The organism is Idiomarina aminovorans, from assembly GCF_023155095.1.
GTDB lineage: Bacteria > Pseudomonadota > Gammaproteobacteria > Enterobacterales > Alteromonadaceae > Idiomarina > Idiomarina aminovorans.
Genome location: NZ_JAKNDA010000002.1, coordinates 273,889 through 288,624 on the forward strand (window position 1 = coordinate 273,889; position 14,736 = coordinate 288,624).

Below are 14,736 nucleotides of genomic sequence, written 5' to 3' on the forward strand. Positions count from 1 at the left end.
TTAGCTGTCCTGTTGTTCATTGCTGTCGTCATCATTAGCGACTAAAACAGGTTCCCCGGGAATTGTTTTCTCTTCGTTGGCCCATTCACCTAAGTCAATGAGTTTACAGCGCTCACTACAAAAAGGCCTGGAAGCGGATTTCTCTGACCATTCAACCTCTGTCTGACAGGTTGGACAATTAACCGTTATGCTCATGGACTGCACCTTGCGAGTTCAAATTTAATATCTTGCAGGGAGGTTTCTTTGTTCTCCCCGCCGGGTAATGGCATGAATCGTACCGTAAAACGTTGCCTATGCCCACTAACAACGGGATAAATACTGGCCGACTGCGGCACTTTAATTCGTAACATGGCCAGCAATTGCTCAGAACTTTCCTGTAAGAACCCATTTTGAATTTGCATAGGTACAAACACAGATTGTTCACGCAACAGTGTCAGTTTTAACGTTATCGCTAAATCGACAAAAGCCAGTGTTGTGCGCCAGCTTTCGCATTGTTGCTGTTTTGCCTGCGCAGACTGGCTCAACCATAAATGCAGCTGCGGTAACTCGAACAGACCACTCATTCCTGGTTGACTGAAACGCTGCCGGATACTGGCCAATAACGCATCGTCTTTTAATAGGCGTAAATACTTCGGGATATCCTGTAGCAGATTAAGGCAGTGCTCAATTTCATGGACAGTCTTACTTAAGGCATCGTGATTAACGTCAGGGTGCTCTTCCCATTTTTGCAAACGTTGCTTGTCCAGTTCTAAATCTTTACTCAGTTCGGTGCGGATATCAAAGCGTTCAAGTAACTCTGTAACGTCAAATAAGGCGTTAAAGAAAGGTTCTGCCTGTTCCTCAAGGCATTTCTGGCTGGCTTTCAATTGTTCAAAACCGTGCTCTAATCGCAGATAGGTTCGCATGCGCTCCTGAAGCGGATATTCATAAAGAATGTTGTCGTTATCAGTAGATGTCATGCGATTGCCAATTGGTGGAGTCTGTTCCTATAATAGCGTATTACTTTTCCTGTGCAATGATTGCCGCCAGATAGCGTTGATGCAATTGATTAACTTGTTGTTGAAGGCTTTCGATAGTGCCATTGTTATTCAGAATATCGTCCGCTTTTTGCAGCCTTTCAGCGCGGCTTAACTGGGCTTTCATAATAGCCTCAACTTCTTCTTTAGGACTGTTGTCGCGCTGAATCGTTCGCTGCAATTGTTTGGTTTCGGGAACATCCACGACCAAAACTCGGTGGCAGTATTTCTCTAGTTTATTTTCCAGTAACAAAGGGGCTGACAATATCACATAAGGCGATTGAGCCAGCTTCAGCTGAGTTAAAATTTCTTCGCGGATGGCAGGATGTAATAAGTGATTCAGCCACTCTTTATCTTCAGAATTAGAAAACACCCGCTGGCGCAGCGCTTTGCGATCAAGTTCGCCCTTTTCAGTCAGTAGCTCTGCACCAAAATGCTCTGCAATGGCACGTAGGCAAGGACTGCCGGGCATTACAACCTGTCGGGCAACGACATCAGCATCGACAATGGTAATACCCAGTTTTTCAAATTCGGCAGTGGCCGCAGACTTGCCGCTACCGATGCCTCCTGTTACACCAACCACATAGGTCATTTCAAACGCCTCCTAACCAACGCCAGTAGCCGAACAAGAGCTCGGTGCCGTAAAAGTAGCTAAGCAGCCCACCGCCAATGAGAAAAGGTCCAAAGGGTATTGGCTGTGACCGATTTTTCCGGCGCAACAGAATCAGGCCGATGACAGCACCGCCAACCGAACTTGCAAGAATGGTTACTGGTAAGACTGTTGCGCCGGTGAAAGCGGTAATACCTGCCAGTAATTTAAAGTCGCCATAACCCATGCCCTCTTTGCCGGTTATCAGTTTAAAAGCCCAGTACACACTCCATAAACTCAGGTACCCGGCGGCGGCTCCGATAATAGCTAAACTGGGTGTCATGGCACTGTTGTCAGAAAGAGACCAGAGCAAAGCAATCCACAGCAAAGGGTAGGTCAGTTGGTCCGGAAGTAACTGGTGACGGAAGTCAATGACCAACAGACAGATGAGGATTGAAAACACCGTGACATAAACCAGCGCAGTCATGCTGAATCCGTAGTGCCAGGCAACCAGCCCAAATGTAAGACAACTGATAATTTCTACCAGCCAGTAGGTTACCGGAATACGGGTGTGGCAGTGGCGACAGCGGGCGCGTAAAATCAGGTAGCTCAGCAGTGGTATATTATCGTACCAGGCAATGGTGGTCTTGCATTCAGGACAGTGTGAGCCCGGTGCCGCAATAGAAAAACGGTCTTTTTGCGTAACCGGGGTACCGCTCATTTCCGCACATTCGCGTTGCCACTGCTGCTGCAGCTGCACTGGCAAGCGAACAATAACGACATTCAAGAAGCTGCCGATAACGGCTCCCAGTAACAAAGCCAACACCAATGTCGGTAAAGACTCAGCAGCGAGCAAGTATTCCATGCTTCGGTTCCTTAATGATTAAAGTTGCTGCCCCATAGAAAACAGCGGTAAATACATAGCGACCAAAAGAGTGCCTATAATGCCGCCTAAAACCACCATCAGCAAGGGCTCAGCCAGGTCAATCAAACGTTCACAATTTTGCTCAAAGCGCTGTTGCCGAAAATCAGCCAGCACGGAAAAGGCATTATCAATTTTACCGCTTTGCTCGGCAACTTTAAGAAAACTAAGCGTACGAGGTTCGTTGAGGGCACTAACACGAAAGCTGTCAACCCAGCCATTACCGGACTCCAGTTGTTGCTGAACTTGCTGTAAAGCCAAACGATGCGGCAGCCAGTTCAGTGAAGATTGTGTACTGCTTAAGGCTTGCCGGGCGTCGATGCCGGCATGCAGGGCCACCGCTAAACGGTGAAATAACTGCTGCAGCTGACTGTCCTGTAGCAATTTTCCAATCATCGGTAAACGAGCCAGTGAGTGCTGCCAAAGCAGAGGTGCTCTGTTTCTGATAGCAAATATAATACCTGAAGCTACCACTATGATGCTGATAATTATGACCGCTTGTCCCCGTAAAAACGCTGAAAAATTTAACAAGGTAGCGGTTAACCGGGGCAATTCACCTTCACCGAACAGCTGTGCGAAACTGGGGAGCACCCAGCCCATCATCATCAGGCAGACACCCATAGCCACTATCAATACAATAACCGGATATCGCAACGCTTTAGCTAACTGCTTTTTTAGTTGCTGCTGCCGTTCAGCAAACCGGTGCAGCTGGTTCAACGCATCAGTAAGTTGCCCGTTTTGTTCAGCCCAGGCTATGGCGTTAATATCGGCTTCCGGCAGCCAGCCTCTGTAATCAGCCAGTGCGCGACTGAAAGACAGGCCACGTTCAATACTGCGAATACAATCTTCTGTTAGCCAGCGCAGCCCTTTCGACTGTGTTTCACAGATACTGTGTCGTAGTGCTTCAGAGAGCGGTAATCCGCTTGCTAACAAATTGGCCGTTTGTTGCAGTAATAGCGACCAGAGCGATAACTTCGGTTGATAAAGCTTCCGCTGCCGGCCCGACAGGCGTTTTATTTTTGTGTATCTAATGTGGTGCTGGGACAGTAATTGTTTTGCCTGAAGTGCAGAGTCCGCATGAATCAAGCCGCATTGATTATTGGCTTGCCAGTACCAGCAGTAACTAGTCAGACTCATAAGCAAAACGCTCCCTCTCAGTACTGCTGATAAGGCCAGCGTCAATATAATGCTGCAATGCTTGTGAAAAGTCCGGAAGCTTTAACTGCTGTAAATAATGGCGCAGATCGTTACTGTCTGTTTTTGCTTTCAATAGGGTTTCAGCCTGCTCTAACCAGGGCACCACTTCAAATACCGCCTGGCGTTTTTGCTCCGCGTCGGTTTGCGGTTCCCGCAGGGAAAAAAGGCGCTGGCTGACTATCAATTTTAATGAACTGCGGATATCTAAGGGGTTAACCCCCAAGGATTCCAGCCGCTTTATACTATCGATACAATTGTTGGTGTGCAGTGAGCTCAGAACCAAATGCCCGGTTTGAGCCGCCTGTATGGCAATTTTTGCGGTTTCTGCATCGCGTATTTCGCCAATAAGAATGACATCAGGGTCTTGTCTGAGCAACGTTCTGAGAATATACGCAAAGGTTAACCCCTGACGCGTATTCACCATTACCTGGCTGCAGCCGGGAAGGGGCACTTCGACTGGATCTTCAACACTGCAGACATTGCTGCGGTCGTTATCTAATTGATTCATTGCGCTGTACAGCGTAGAAGTTTTGCCGCTGCCGGTGGGGCCGGTGACCAAAATTAAGCCCTGACTTTGATTAAGGCTTCGAGCAAACCAGCGGTATTGTTCTTTCAGCAGGCCGGTCTGTTGTAGTGGTGTAATATTATCTGTTGCCTGCAAGCATCGGAGCACTAATTTCTCACCACCAATAACCGGACAGCAGCTTAAACGAAACTCATGCTGCCGGTTATCATCGGATAGCACTGACAATCGTCCATCTTGCGGTTGGCGCTGTTCCGTTAAGTCGAGGTTAGCGAGAACCTTAATGCGTGAATAGACCTGCTGACCAAAATTCGGCAGCAGAAAGTCCAGGCTATTTAATGCTCCGGCTTCACGACCTCTGACGACAATGCCATCGCGTTGTGGTTGCAGATGAAGGTCAGACAAGCTGTTTTCAGAACAGTGCAGTAGCAGTTGTTGGACGTATTCAATAGCCGATTCATGCGCCAGCTGAATACCGGAAAGTGCACCTTCGCCCCCAATAATCATCACTCGCTTATCGCTGTAGAAACTTAACAGTACCGCATCAACAGGCGGAAAACCGGACTGTTTTATTAATAGCGCCCAGTGTTCACTCTCGGCAAAGAGAAGCAGCCCGTGTTGCAGGAGAAAGGTATCATTCTCGCCCTTTGCCGCGCTCAAACGTGGGGCAAGGTGGGTCAGTGAACAGCGCGCGACAAAACTCATCAGTAGTTTACCTGCTGTTCACAATTTTGCACGACCGAACGTGCTTCGCCGAAGTCAGAGCAGGCAATGTTCCAGGCCAAGTGAGTCGTTGCCGTATTTGGAGTGAGTTCAATCTGCAGTGGTTGATTGTTAATATTGACGGAATTGAGCGTTAATCGCACAGCTGCAGCCTGAGTCAGGCTGAGATCACTGAGTTCATCGGGCAAAGGTGAAGGCACCGAGGGGATGCCATTATTGCCCGCTTGGTTACACTGGGTTAACTGGCCTTCAATTTGCCAGCATAAGGCAATGCCTAACTGTAATGGCTGAGCATGAGCTAAGGCTTTACTCACCTTAGCCTGCTGTGTGTAGTAAGTGTACGACGGAACGGCAATGGCCGATAAAATGGCAATGATGGCGACCACCACCATCATTTCAATAAGACTAAAACCGTTACCGGGAAAACGAATAACGCGTACGCGGTAAAAATGTGCTTCCTGCATAAGACAGCTCCCTGTTCAAAAACAGCAGAACTGTGGCTTACCGGAACCCATTAGTAAATTCTATTTTCCTGTAAGTTATTTGCTATCTATTGGTTACCTTCTGAAATTCTCATTGATAAATCAATGGCTTGAATGTTCTTGGTCAAAGCGCCGGAAGAAATAAAATCCACCCCCGTAGCCGCAAGTTCCGGCAAGCGGGCATCGGTAATATTGCCGGACACTTCCAGTTTAGCGGTGTGGGCTTCATTAGCTCTGCTTTGTTTCACTGCCTGTTCAATATCGACCAGGCTAAAGTTATCCAGCATAATTACGTCTGCTTGTGCGGCTAATGCCTGTGAGAATTCATTTAGGTTTTCGACTTCAACTTCCACGGTTTTGCCCGGGTTCAGTTGTTTTGCGGCGGTAACCGCCTGAGCAATACCACCACAGGCAAAAATGTGATTTTCTTTAATCAGATAGGCATCAAACAAACCGATACGGTGGTTCACTCCACCGCCGCAACGCACCGCATATTTCTGCGCTAAACGCATGCCGGGTAGTGTTTTACGGGTATCCAGCAGTTGCGTTTTATAATCCTTCAACAGTTGGCTGTATTGGTAAGTAGTGGTCGCGGTTGCTGATAACGTTTGCAAAAAGTTCAGTGCAGTTCGCTCGCCGGTCAACAGAATTCGGCTGGGGCCCTTCAGGCGACACAGCTCGGTGTTGGCTGTTACTTTATCGCCGTCTTGAACCAGCCATTCAATGCCGACTTCCTGCCCTAATTGATGGAATACTTGGTCAACCCAGTCGCAGCCACAAATCACGGCATCTTCGCGGGTAATAATGCTGGCGTAAGACTGACTCTGTTCAAGAATCAGTTGCGCGGTAATATCAAGGCGGGCGTCGTTACCGGATAAATCTTCCTTCAGTGCGGCGCTGACACTGTCTTGAATGGCAAGTTGCAGCTCGGGCTGACTCATAGATGGCTTTACCTTTTAGCGAACAATACGGATACTAGAGGGCAAACTTTACCGTTTTGTTGAGCCTGTGAAAAGCAACCCGATAAAAAATCATAAAATAACAACGGCAGTGCAATACTCGTCTCCGCATTACGATGAGCGCCCACAGACCAGCGAGATCAGTCTGCTGGTGATTCATTGCATCAGCTTGCCGGAGGGGCAATATGGTACGCCTTATGTCCGTCAGTTATTTATGGGCGAGCTGGAAACCGATACGCATCCCGACTTTTCTATTCTAAAGGGAGTTCGCGTCTCAGCACATTGTGTTATTCGCCGCGATGGTACGCTCGAACAGTATGTGCCATTTGACAAGCGCGCCTGGCACGCTGGTATGTCCCGTTACTGCGGCCGTCGGCGCTGCAACGATTTCAGTATTGGTATTGAGCTCGAAGGAACCGACGACAGCGCCTATACTTCACAACAGTATGAACAGTTACTTAGAGTCACCGAATCACTCATCGCGACATACCCGAAGCTGAATCGTCGACGCATTGTCGGCCATCAGCATATCGCCCCGGGCCGCAAAACCGACCCCGGTAGTGAATTTGACTGGCAAACCTACTTAAAGGCCTTATAAGGAGTCATGAATGGTCCTCATTGCGTTGCTGATAGCATTAAGCGTTGAGCGTTTGTATCACAGTCCGGCGTTTTTGCATTGGGCGTTTTATTTAGAACGCTGGCAACGCTGGACGTCGGTAAAGCTTAAAGATGAAAAATGGGAAAGCGACCCATTGCAATTGGTGCGTTTATTGATTCCGGCGCTGGGTGTGGGGGTTTTGGTGGTACTGCTGGATAACCTGATGGTCACTTTTATCGTCAGTATTCTGGCGTTGCTGCTGGCGTTCAATTGCGAACCTGCCCGTGAAGACTATAAGGCTTACTTAAAAGCCGCCAATCGGGGTGACGAAGCAGAGGCTAATAAACGCCAGTTAGCATTGACTGAATTTGCCGGTCATCATCAACCGCAACAACTCAGCGACTCTTTAATCTGGATCAATTATCGGCAATATATTGCAGTGATGTTCTATTTTGTGTTGTTTGGTAGTTTTGGCGCCCTAGTTTATGCCACTTTACGCTATGCTGAAAAGTGCGCCGAAAAACCATCAGAAGAACCGAATTCGAATCAGCCGTGGCAACAACTGGTCTGGTTTGCAGACTGGGTTCCGGCAAGGCTCTCAGCTTTTGGGTTGCTGCTCGTGGGGCATTTTTCAAGAGCGCTTGCGGTATGGTTACCTCAGACTCTGAACCCTCAGATAAACCCTGATAAGCTTCTTTTTGATGTTGCCGGTAAGGCGGAGGACAGTCCTCAGCATACCGATGACAGAACCGAGCATATTGCTTGTCAACTGCGCTTAATGCGTCGTCAGCAGATATTCTGGGTGTGTGTTATTGCCGTACTGACGTTGATTGGCTGGGTCAGTTAGAGGTTGTACCAGCTAAGAAAAACTTGGGCTCAGTGGTCAAATGATTTAGAATAAATGAATCTTTTGGTCTGACCAATTTACCGTTATGCCGGATTTACCCATAAAACAAACCAAGTTATCCGATACTATCGTCGCTCATCTTGAGCAGATGATAGTGGACGGGCGGCTGGGTGCCGGGCAAAAGTTACCGTCAGAGCGGCAGTTGGCTCAGCAGTTTAATGTGTCACGTCCTTCTTTGCGCGAGGCTATTCAAAAACTGGAAGCCAAAGGTGTGGTAGAGCGTCGTCAGGGGGGCGGAACCTACGTTGTTAACAGCATGAACGAGCAGTTGACCGAACCTTTGTTTGAATTGCTGGCCAAACACCCTGAGTCACAATTTGATCTGTTAGAGTTTCGTCATGCATTGGAAGGCATCTCATCTTTTTATGCGGCGTTAAGAGGCACCGAAGCCGATCTGGATCGAATCTCTGAGAGTATACAAAGCATAGTCGGTAGTCAAAAGAGCAGTACTGATGAACAAGTTCATGCCTTAGTTGAGTTTTACCATCGTATTGCTGAGGCCTCACATAACGTTATTTTGTTGCATGTTGTACACGGCATGCAGGAGTTGCTGGCGGAAAATATTCGTCAGAATCTGGAAATACTGGCTGGCCGCGAAGGCTTGCTGGAGAAACTGAATCAACACCGTCAGCAACTGGTCAGTGCCATTGTTGCTGGCGAACCGGAGCAAGCACGGGGTGCGTGTCACCAACATTTGGCCTATATTGAACAGACATTGTTAGACTTAGGCAAAGAACAGTCACGCATTCAACGTTCGCTACGACGTTCCTGAATTGCTAAAAAGGTAAGGAATAGCTATGAGTGAAGAATTAAATAAAGATGTCGACCAGCAGGAAACTCAAGAGTGGTTAGACGCTCTGGAGGGTGTGCTTGAGGCAGAAGGCCCCGAGCGAGCACACTACCTGTTAGAACAGCTGGTCGATAAAGCACGCCGTAACGGTGCTTATTTACCGTATAAGCCAACCACTGCGTATTTAAATACCATTCCGGCCAGTCAGGAGCCCACCATGCCGGGCAACCAGACTATAGAGTCGCGTATTCGTTCAGCGATTCGCTGGAATGCTGCGATGATGGTGTTGCGGGCGTCACAAAAAGGTGAAGAGCTGGGTGGACACCTTGCCAGCTTTGCTTCTTCAGCCATGCTGTACGATGTTGGCTTTAACCACTTTTTCCGCGCACCCAGTGACGGTGACGGCGGTGACTTCCTGTTTATTCAAGGACACGTATCACCGGGTATTTATGGTCGCGCCTTTCTTGAAGGCCGTTTAACTGAAGAGCAGTTGAACAACTTCCGTCAGGAAGTCGATGGCAAAGGTTTGCCATCTTACCCGCATCCGACCTTAATGCCGGACTTCTGGCAGTTCCCGACGGTGTCTATGGGCTTAGGCCCTATTCAGGCTATTTACTTAGCCCGATTCCTGAAGTACCTGACCGATCGCGGCATTAAAGACTGCTCGAAGCAACGCGTATACTGCTTCTTAGGTGACGGTGAAACCGATGAGCCAGAAAGCCTGGGTGCTATTGGTCTGGCCGCACGTGAAGAGCTGGACAACCTGACCTTTGTTATCAACTGTAACCTGCAGCGTTTAGACGGGCCGGTACGGGGTAACGGTAAAATCATTCAGGAGCTGGAAGGCAACTTCCATGGCGCTGGCTGGGAAGTCATTAAAGTTATCTGGGGGCGCTACTGGGATCCGCTGTTGTATCGCGATACCGAAGGTAAACTACGACAGCTGATGGAAGAAACCGTTGACGGTGATTACCAGAACTTTAAAGCCAAAGGCGGTAAGTTCACCCGTGAAAACTTCTTTGGTAAGTACCCTGAAACCGAAGAAATGGTGGCGAATTTATCCGATGAAGATATCTGGCGCCTGAACCGTGGTGGTCATGACCCGGTAAAAGTTTACTCTGCTTACCATAAAGCGGTGAACACCAAAGGACGCCCACAGGTTATTTTGGCGAAAACTGTCAAAGGTTACGGCATGGGCGCTGCGGGTGAAGGTAAGAACATTGCCCACCAGGTTAAGAAGATGGATTTAGACGCGGTTAAGCACATGCGCGACCGTTTCAATATCCCGTTTGAAGACAAAGAATTAGAAGACTTGCCGTACTACAAGTTTGACGACGACAGCGACGAAATGAAGTACCTGAACGAGCGTCGTGAGAAGCTCGGTGGTTACATGCCGGTACGACGTCCGGAAAGCGATGTCGATCTGGAATTGCCTGCATTGAAGGCTTTTGATGCCGTATTGAAAGGGTCCGGCGATCGTGAAATTTCATCGACTATGGCTTTCGTTCGTGTTTTAACGGCACTGCTCAAAGACAAGAAAATTGGTAAGCGTATTGTGCCGATTATTCCGGATGAAGCCCGTACCTTTGGTATGGAAGGTTTGTTCCGCCAAGTTGGTATTTACTCTCATCATGGACAGACATATACGCCGCAGGATAAAGATCAGGTGGCTTATTACCGTGAAGATAAAAAAGGCCAGGTCATTCAGGAAGGCATTAACGAACTGGGCGCGATGGCATCATGGGTTGCAGCGGGTACCAGTTATTCGTTAAACAACGAGCCGATGATTCCGGTCTACATTTATTACTCTATGTTCGGCTTCCAGCGCGTCGGCGATTTAGTCTGGGCGGCTGGTGATAGCCAGACCCGGGGCTTCCTGGTCGGTGGTACTGCCGGTCGCACAACACTGAACGGCGAAGGTCTGCAGCACCAGGACGGACAAAGCATGGTCCACTTTGGTACGGTGCCAAACTGCATCAGCTATGACCCGACTTACGGTTATGAAATTGCAGTTATTGTGCACGATGGCCTGAAACGCATGTTCGGCGATCAGGAAAATGTTTTCTATTACCTGACGGTAATGAATGAAAACTACCATCAGCCAGAAATGCCGGAAGGTGTTGAAGAAGGCATTATCAAAGGTATTTACGAACTGGATAAAGTGAAAGCTAAGAACAAAGCTAAAGGCGATGTTCAGTTGTTAGGCAGTGGTACCATTTTGCAGCAAGTCCGTGAAGCGGCGAAAATTCTGTCGGAAGACTGTGACATCAACTCTACGGTTTATAGCGTAACCTCATTTAATGAGCTGGCGCGTGACGGTCTGGATACTGACCGGCAGAATATGCTGAACCCTGAGAAAAAAGAGCAGGAAGCCTACATTACACAAGTCATGAAAAAGGCAAAAGGACCGGCAGTAGCAGCAACCGATTACGTCAAGCTCTACGCCGATCAGGTTCGTGCCTGGGTACCAACCTCTTACCGGGTATTAGGTACCGATGGCTTCGGACGCTCAGACAGCCGCGCTAATTTGCGTAAGCACTTTGAAGTGAATCCACAATACATTGTGGTTGCTGCGCTAAAAGAGTTAGCAGACCAAGGTGATATCGATAAGAAAGTGGTAGCAAAAGCTATCAAAGACTACGATATCGACACTGACAAGCTGAACCCACGTTTAGCATAAGGAGGTACTGAGATGGCCGATCAAATCGAACTCAAAGTCCCCGACGTGGGCGGCGAAGAAGTAGAAGTAATTGAACTTCTGGTCAGTAAAGGGGATACCGTTGAGCAAGAAGACGGTATCGTCACTGTTGAGAGTGATAAAGCGTCAATGGATATTCCCGCATCTTCAGGTGGTAAAATTACCGAACTGAAGGTGAAAGTAGGTGACACCATCAGCGAAGGCGATGTGCTGGCGATGCTGGAAGCTTCTGGTGAAGCAGATGACGCCGATGAATCTGACAGCGATAATGCTGAAGACAAAGACGAGAAGTCTGACGATAACGGCGAAGAAAAAGCATCAGAATCGAAAGATGATGACAAGGAAGAGGACAAGAAAGAAGAGCCGGAAGAATCTTCTGAGCCTGAGAAAAAGTCGTCAGGTGGCAGCAAAGTCATGGACGTTGCAGTGCCGGATATTGGTGATGAAGAAGATGTCGAAATTATCGAAATTCTGGTTTCCAAAGGCGATTCAGTCTCTGCTGAAGATGGTCTGATTACGCTGGAAACGGACAAGGCGACTATGGATGTGCCTTGCCCGGAAGACGGCGAAATTGAAGAAATGCTGGTTAATGTTGGCGATAAAGTATCGCAGGGCTCTGTCATTGCTAAGCTGAAAGTATCCGGCGGTGCTGATGAAGCTGAAGCAGAAGAAAAAGATGATTCAGCGAAACAGGAAGAATCAGCCTCTGATGAGGCTCCGGCTAAAAACTCTGATGACAAAGACCAGGACAAAGAAAAAGACAGCGGCAGTAGCGTCAAGCCAAGCAGCGAACGCCAGCCGCCGGTACCTGATCACCCCAGTCAGCGCAGCGACCGTAAAGAAGGCATTCTTCATGCATCACCTTCGGTACGTCGCGTGGCTCGGGAGTTTGGTGTCGACTTGTCGCAAGTTAAAGGTAGCGGACCAAAAGACCGCATCCTTAAAGAAGATGTCCAGGAATTTGTAAAATACGAACTGTCCCGTCCGAAGGCCGTTGCCGGTGCAACCGGTCAAGGTGGTGGTGGTCTGCAGGTAATAGACCCGCCTAAGGTCGATTTTAGCAAGTTTGGTGAAGTGGAAGAGGTTCAGTTATCGCGTATTCAACGCAAATCAGGTCCGAATCTGCATCGTAACTGGGTGACTATCCCGCATGTCACGCAATTTGACGAAGCCGATATTACCGAGCTGGAAAACTTCCGTAAGTCGGAAAACGAAGTGGCGAAGAAGAAGGACTTAGGCTTTAAGATCACACCACTGGTGTTCATTCTGAAAGCCTGTGCGAAAGCACTGCGCCAATTCCCGACCTTCAATTCGTCGTTGTCGGAATCGGGCGAATCGCTGTACATGAAAAAGTACGTGAATATTGGTGTTGCGGTTGATACACCCAATGGTTTGGTGGTTCCGGTTATTAAAGACGTTGATCAAAAAGGCATTTACGCGCTGTCAGAAGAGCTGGTTGAAATTAGCTCCAAAGCGCGTGACGGTAAGTTGAAAGCCACTGACATGCAGGGTGGTTGCTTCTCAATTTCCAGCCTTGGCGGCATTGGCGGCACAGCCTTTACGCCAATTGTAAATGCACCGGACGTGGCTATTTTGGGAGTCTCTCGTAACGAGATGAAACCGAAATGGAACGGCAAAGAGTTTGAACCGCGTCTGACGCTGCCATTATCGCTGTCTTATGACCACCGTGTCATTGATGGTGCCGAGGCTGCGCGTTTCACCGCTTACTTAAGTGGTGTACTGGGAGATATCCGCAAATTGGTGCTTTAAGCACCAATTTGGGCAGGAAATACGAAAAAATTCGCGCTACAATAGCGCCACATTTAGCGTTGACTAAGCGCAGCTGGTGGCTCAACCTGCTGTGACAAAAAAGGGGTTAACATGAGCGACAAAATTAAAACTCAGGTAGTTATATTAGGCGGTGGTCCTGGTGGTTATTCGTCAGCATTCCGTGCCGCTGACTTGGGCATGGAAGTGACCTTGGTTGAACGTTACGACACCTTAGGTGGTGTTTGTCTTAACGTGGGTTGTATTCCGTCAAAAGCGTTGTTGCATTTGGCTAAGCACATTGAAGATGCAAAACATTTAGCGGACGAGGGTATCGACTTTGGTGAGCCAAAAATTGATTTAGATAAAATTCGTAAGCATAAAGAAAAAGTTGTCGGTCAATTAACCGGCGGCCTTGGCCAAATGTCGAAAATGCGCAAAGTAAAAGTCGTGAACGGCCATGGTAAGTTTACCGGTAGCAACACCTTGAAAGTTGAAGGTGACGACGGCGCAACTGAAATTGAATTTGACAATGCGATTATCGCGGCTGGGTCTCAGGCAATTAAACTGCCTTTTATTCCACACGATGATGAGCGTATCTGGGACTCTACCGACGCTTTAGAACTGAAAGAAGTGCCTGAAAAGATGCTGCTTTTAGGTGGCGGTATCATCGCTCTCGAAATGGGGACAGTATACAGTTCACTGGGCTCTAAAGTTGATGTGGTGGAAATGACCGATCAATTGGCTCCTGCTGCAGATAAAGACATTATTAAGAACTTTAATAAGCAAATTAAAGGTAAGTTTGAAAATGTCATGCTCAGCACTAAAGCAACCAAAGTAGAAGCTAAAAAAGACGGCATTTATGTGACTTTCGAAGGCGACAAAGCACCGAAAGAGCCGGTTAAGTATGACGCGGTATTAGTTGCTGTTGGCCGCTCGCCAAATGGTAACAAAATTGATGCAGACAAAGCCGGTGTTAATGTTGATGACCGCGGCTTTATTAAAGCTGACAGTCAGTTGCGCACGAATGTTGACCATATTTTTGCCATTGGTGACATTATCGGTCAGCCAATGCTGGCGCATAAAGCAGTACACGAAGGCCATGTAGCAGCGGAAGTTATTTCTGGTAAAAAACACTTCTTCGAGCCTAAAGTTATTCCTTCTATCATGTACACAGACCCTGAAGTGGCATGGGCAGGTGTCACCGAGAAAGAAGCGAAAGAACAGGGTATTGAATATGATGCGGTGACTTTCCCATGGTCGGCGTCGGGTCGTGCTATTGCGTCCAATGCAGAACAGGGCATGACTAAGCTTATCTTCGATAAAAATAACCGCATTATCGGTGGTGCTATTTGTGGTAGCAATGCCGGCGAATTGTTAGGCGAAGTCTGCTTAGCCATCGAAATGGGCTGTGATGCAGAAGATATCGCGCTGACGGTTCATGCGCACCCAACCTTGCATGAATCGGTTGGCTTAGCCGCTGAACTTCAGGAAGGTTCTATTACCGATATGCCGAATCCTAAGGCGAAAAAGAAGAAGTAACACTTTGTTACGATAAATCATCG

General features: G+C 48.1%; 14 protein-coding genes. 6 read left to right on the forward strand and 8 right to left on the reverse strand.

Annotation, left to right across the window (positions count from 1 at the left end; translation table 11 throughout):
• From yacG to nadC, 8 genes are all read right to left on the reverse strand, one after another.
• Entirely contained in the window at positions 1-195 is a 195-nt protein-coding gene (yacG, locus tag L8G48_RS05430) for a DNA gyrase inhibitor YacG (RefSeq protein WP_248263587.1), read from the reverse strand.
• Positions 192-959 carry a cell division protein ZapD gene (gene zapD / locus L8G48_RS05435; RefSeq protein WP_248263588.1) on the reverse strand — a complete coding sequence of 256 codons (768 nt, stop codon included), beginning with the start codon at positions 957-959 and terminating at the stop codon, positions 192-194. Before zapD ends, yacG begins: the two co-directional genes overlap by 4 nt.
• Before the next feature lie 40 nt (positions 960-999).
• On the reverse strand, positions 1,000-1,608 hold the full coding sequence (coaE, locus tag L8G48_RS05440) for a dephospho-CoA kinase (RefSeq protein ID WP_248263589.1): 609 nt from the start codon (positions 1,606-1,608) through the stop codon (positions 1,000-1,002).
• Position 1,609: 1 nt separating this feature from the next.
• Positions 1,610-2,470: a prepilin peptidase gene (locus tag L8G48_RS05445; protein ID WP_248263590.1), complete on the reverse strand. Its 861-nt coding sequence runs from the start codon at positions 2,468-2,470 to the stop codon at positions 1,610-1,612.
• Positions 2,471-2,488: 18 nt separating this feature from the next.
• Positions 2,489-3,664 carry a type II secretion system F family protein gene (locus tag L8G48_RS05450; protein ID WP_248263591.1) on the reverse strand — a complete coding sequence of 392 codons (1,176 nt, stop codon included), beginning with the start codon at positions 3,662-3,664 and terminating at the stop codon, positions 2,489-2,491.
• On the reverse strand, positions 3,651-4,952 hold the full coding sequence (locus tag L8G48_RS05455; RefSeq protein WP_248263592.1) for a GspE/PulE family protein: 1,302 nt from the start codon (positions 4,950-4,952) through the stop codon (positions 3,651-3,653). The genes L8G48_RS05450 and L8G48_RS05455 overlap by 14 nt, the downstream gene beginning before the upstream one ends.
• Positions 4,952-5,434: a pilin gene (locus tag L8G48_RS05460; protein WP_248263593.1), complete on the reverse strand. Its 483-nt coding sequence runs from the start codon at positions 5,432-5,434 to the stop codon at positions 4,952-4,954. Before L8G48_RS05460 ends, L8G48_RS05455 begins: the two co-directional genes overlap by 1 nt.
• A gap of 86 nt (positions 5,435-5,520) precedes the next feature.
• On the reverse strand, positions 5,521-6,393 hold the full coding sequence (nadC, locus tag L8G48_RS05465) for a carboxylating nicotinate-nucleotide diphosphorylase (protein ID WP_248263594.1): 873 nt from the start codon (positions 6,391-6,393) through the stop codon (positions 5,521-5,523).
• A 67-nt stretch (positions 6,394-6,460) separates the two neighbouring features.
• Between nadC and ampD the strand changes: the two genes are divergently transcribed.
• The 6 genes from ampD (at position 6,461) to lpdA (ending at position 14,713) form a co-directional block, all read left to right on the forward strand.
• On the forward strand, positions 6,461-7,009 hold the full coding sequence (ampD, locus tag L8G48_RS05470; RefSeq protein WP_248263595.1) for a 1,6-anhydro-N-acetylmuramyl-L-alanine amidase AmpD: 549 nt from the start codon (positions 6,461-6,463) through the stop codon (positions 7,007-7,009).
• Positions 7,010-7,019: 10 nt separating this feature from the next.
• Positions 7,020-7,856, forward strand: a complete 837-nt coding sequence (ampE, locus tag L8G48_RS05475) for a beta-lactamase regulator AmpE (protein WP_248263596.1) — start codon at positions 7,020-7,022, stop codon at positions 7,854-7,856.
• A gap of 85 nt (positions 7,857-7,941) precedes the next feature.
• Positions 7,942-8,688, forward strand: a complete 747-nt coding sequence (gene pdhR, locus L8G48_RS05480) for a pyruvate dehydrogenase complex transcriptional repressor PdhR (RefSeq protein ID WP_248263597.1) — start codon at positions 7,942-7,944, stop codon at positions 8,686-8,688.
• A gap of 25 nt (positions 8,689-8,713) precedes the next feature.
• Positions 8,714-11,386 (forward strand): pyruvate dehydrogenase (acetyl-transferring), homodimeric type, encoded by a 2,673-nt coding sequence (gene aceE / locus L8G48_RS05485; protein WP_248263598.1) that lies wholly within the window; start codon positions 8,714-8,716, stop codon positions 11,384-11,386.
• 12 nt (positions 11,387-11,398) lie between these two features.
• The gene (gene aceF / locus L8G48_RS05490; protein ID WP_248263599.1) at positions 11,399-13,174 is read left to right on the forward strand and encodes a dihydrolipoyllysine-residue acetyltransferase; all 1,776 of its coding nucleotides are present in this window, start codon (positions 11,399-11,401) and stop codon (positions 13,172-13,174) included.
• Positions 13,175-13,285: 111 nt separating this feature from the next.
• Entirely contained in the window at positions 13,286-14,713 is a 1,428-nt protein-coding gene (gene lpdA, locus L8G48_RS05495; protein ID WP_248263600.1) for a dihydrolipoyl dehydrogenase, read from the forward strand.
• The last annotated feature ends 23 nt before the right edge of the window (positions 14,714-14,736 follow it).

Bases quoted from the DNA above. Each gene is read 5' to 3' on its own strand.
- zapD (WP_248263588.1), bottom strand. From the start codon at position 959: ATGACATCTACTGATAACGACAACATTCTTTATGAATATCCGCTTCAG.
- L8G48_RS05445 (WP_248263590.1), bottom strand. From the start codon at position 2,470: ATGGAATACTTGCTCGCTGCTGAGTCTTTACCGACATTGGTGTTGGCT.
- aceF (WP_248263599.1), top strand. From the start codon at position 11,399: ATGGCCGATCAAATCGAACTCAAAGTCCCCGACGTGGGCGGCGAAGAA.
- L8G48_RS05455 (WP_248263592.1), bottom strand. From the start codon at position 4,952: ATGAGTTTTGTCGCGCGCTGTTCACTGACCCACCTTGCCCCACGTTTG.
- nadC (WP_248263594.1), bottom strand. From the start codon at position 6,393: ATGAGTCAGCCCGAGCTGCAACTTGCCATTCAAGACAGTGTCAGCGCC.
- coaE (WP_248263589.1), bottom strand. From the start codon at position 1,608: ATGACCTATGTGGTTGGTGTAACAGGAGGCATCGGTAGCGGCAAGTCT.
- L8G48_RS05450 (WP_248263591.1), bottom strand. From the start codon at position 3,664: ATGAGTCTGACTAGTTACTGCTGGTACTGGCAAGCCAATAATCAATGC.
- aceE (WP_248263598.1), top strand. From the start codon at position 8,714: ATGAGTGAAGAATTAAATAAAGATGTCGACCAGCAGGAAACTCAAGAG.
- pdhR (WP_248263597.1), top strand. From the start codon at position 7,942: ATGCCGGATTTACCCATAAAACAAACCAAGTTATCCGATACTATCGTC.
- L8G48_RS05460 (WP_248263593.1), bottom strand. From the start codon at position 5,434: ATGCAGGAAGCACATTTTTACCGCGTACGCGTTATTCGTTTTCCCGGT.
- lpdA (WP_248263600.1), top strand. From the start codon at position 13,286: ATGAGCGACAAAATTAAAACTCAGGTAGTTATATTAGGCGGTGGTCCT.
- yacG (WP_248263587.1), bottom strand. From the start codon at position 195: ATGAGCATAACGGTTAATTGTCCAACCTGTCAGACAGAGGTTGAATGG.
- ampE (WP_248263596.1), top strand. From the start codon at position 7,020: ATGGTCCTCATTGCGTTGCTGATAGCATTAAGCGTTGAGCGTTTGTAT.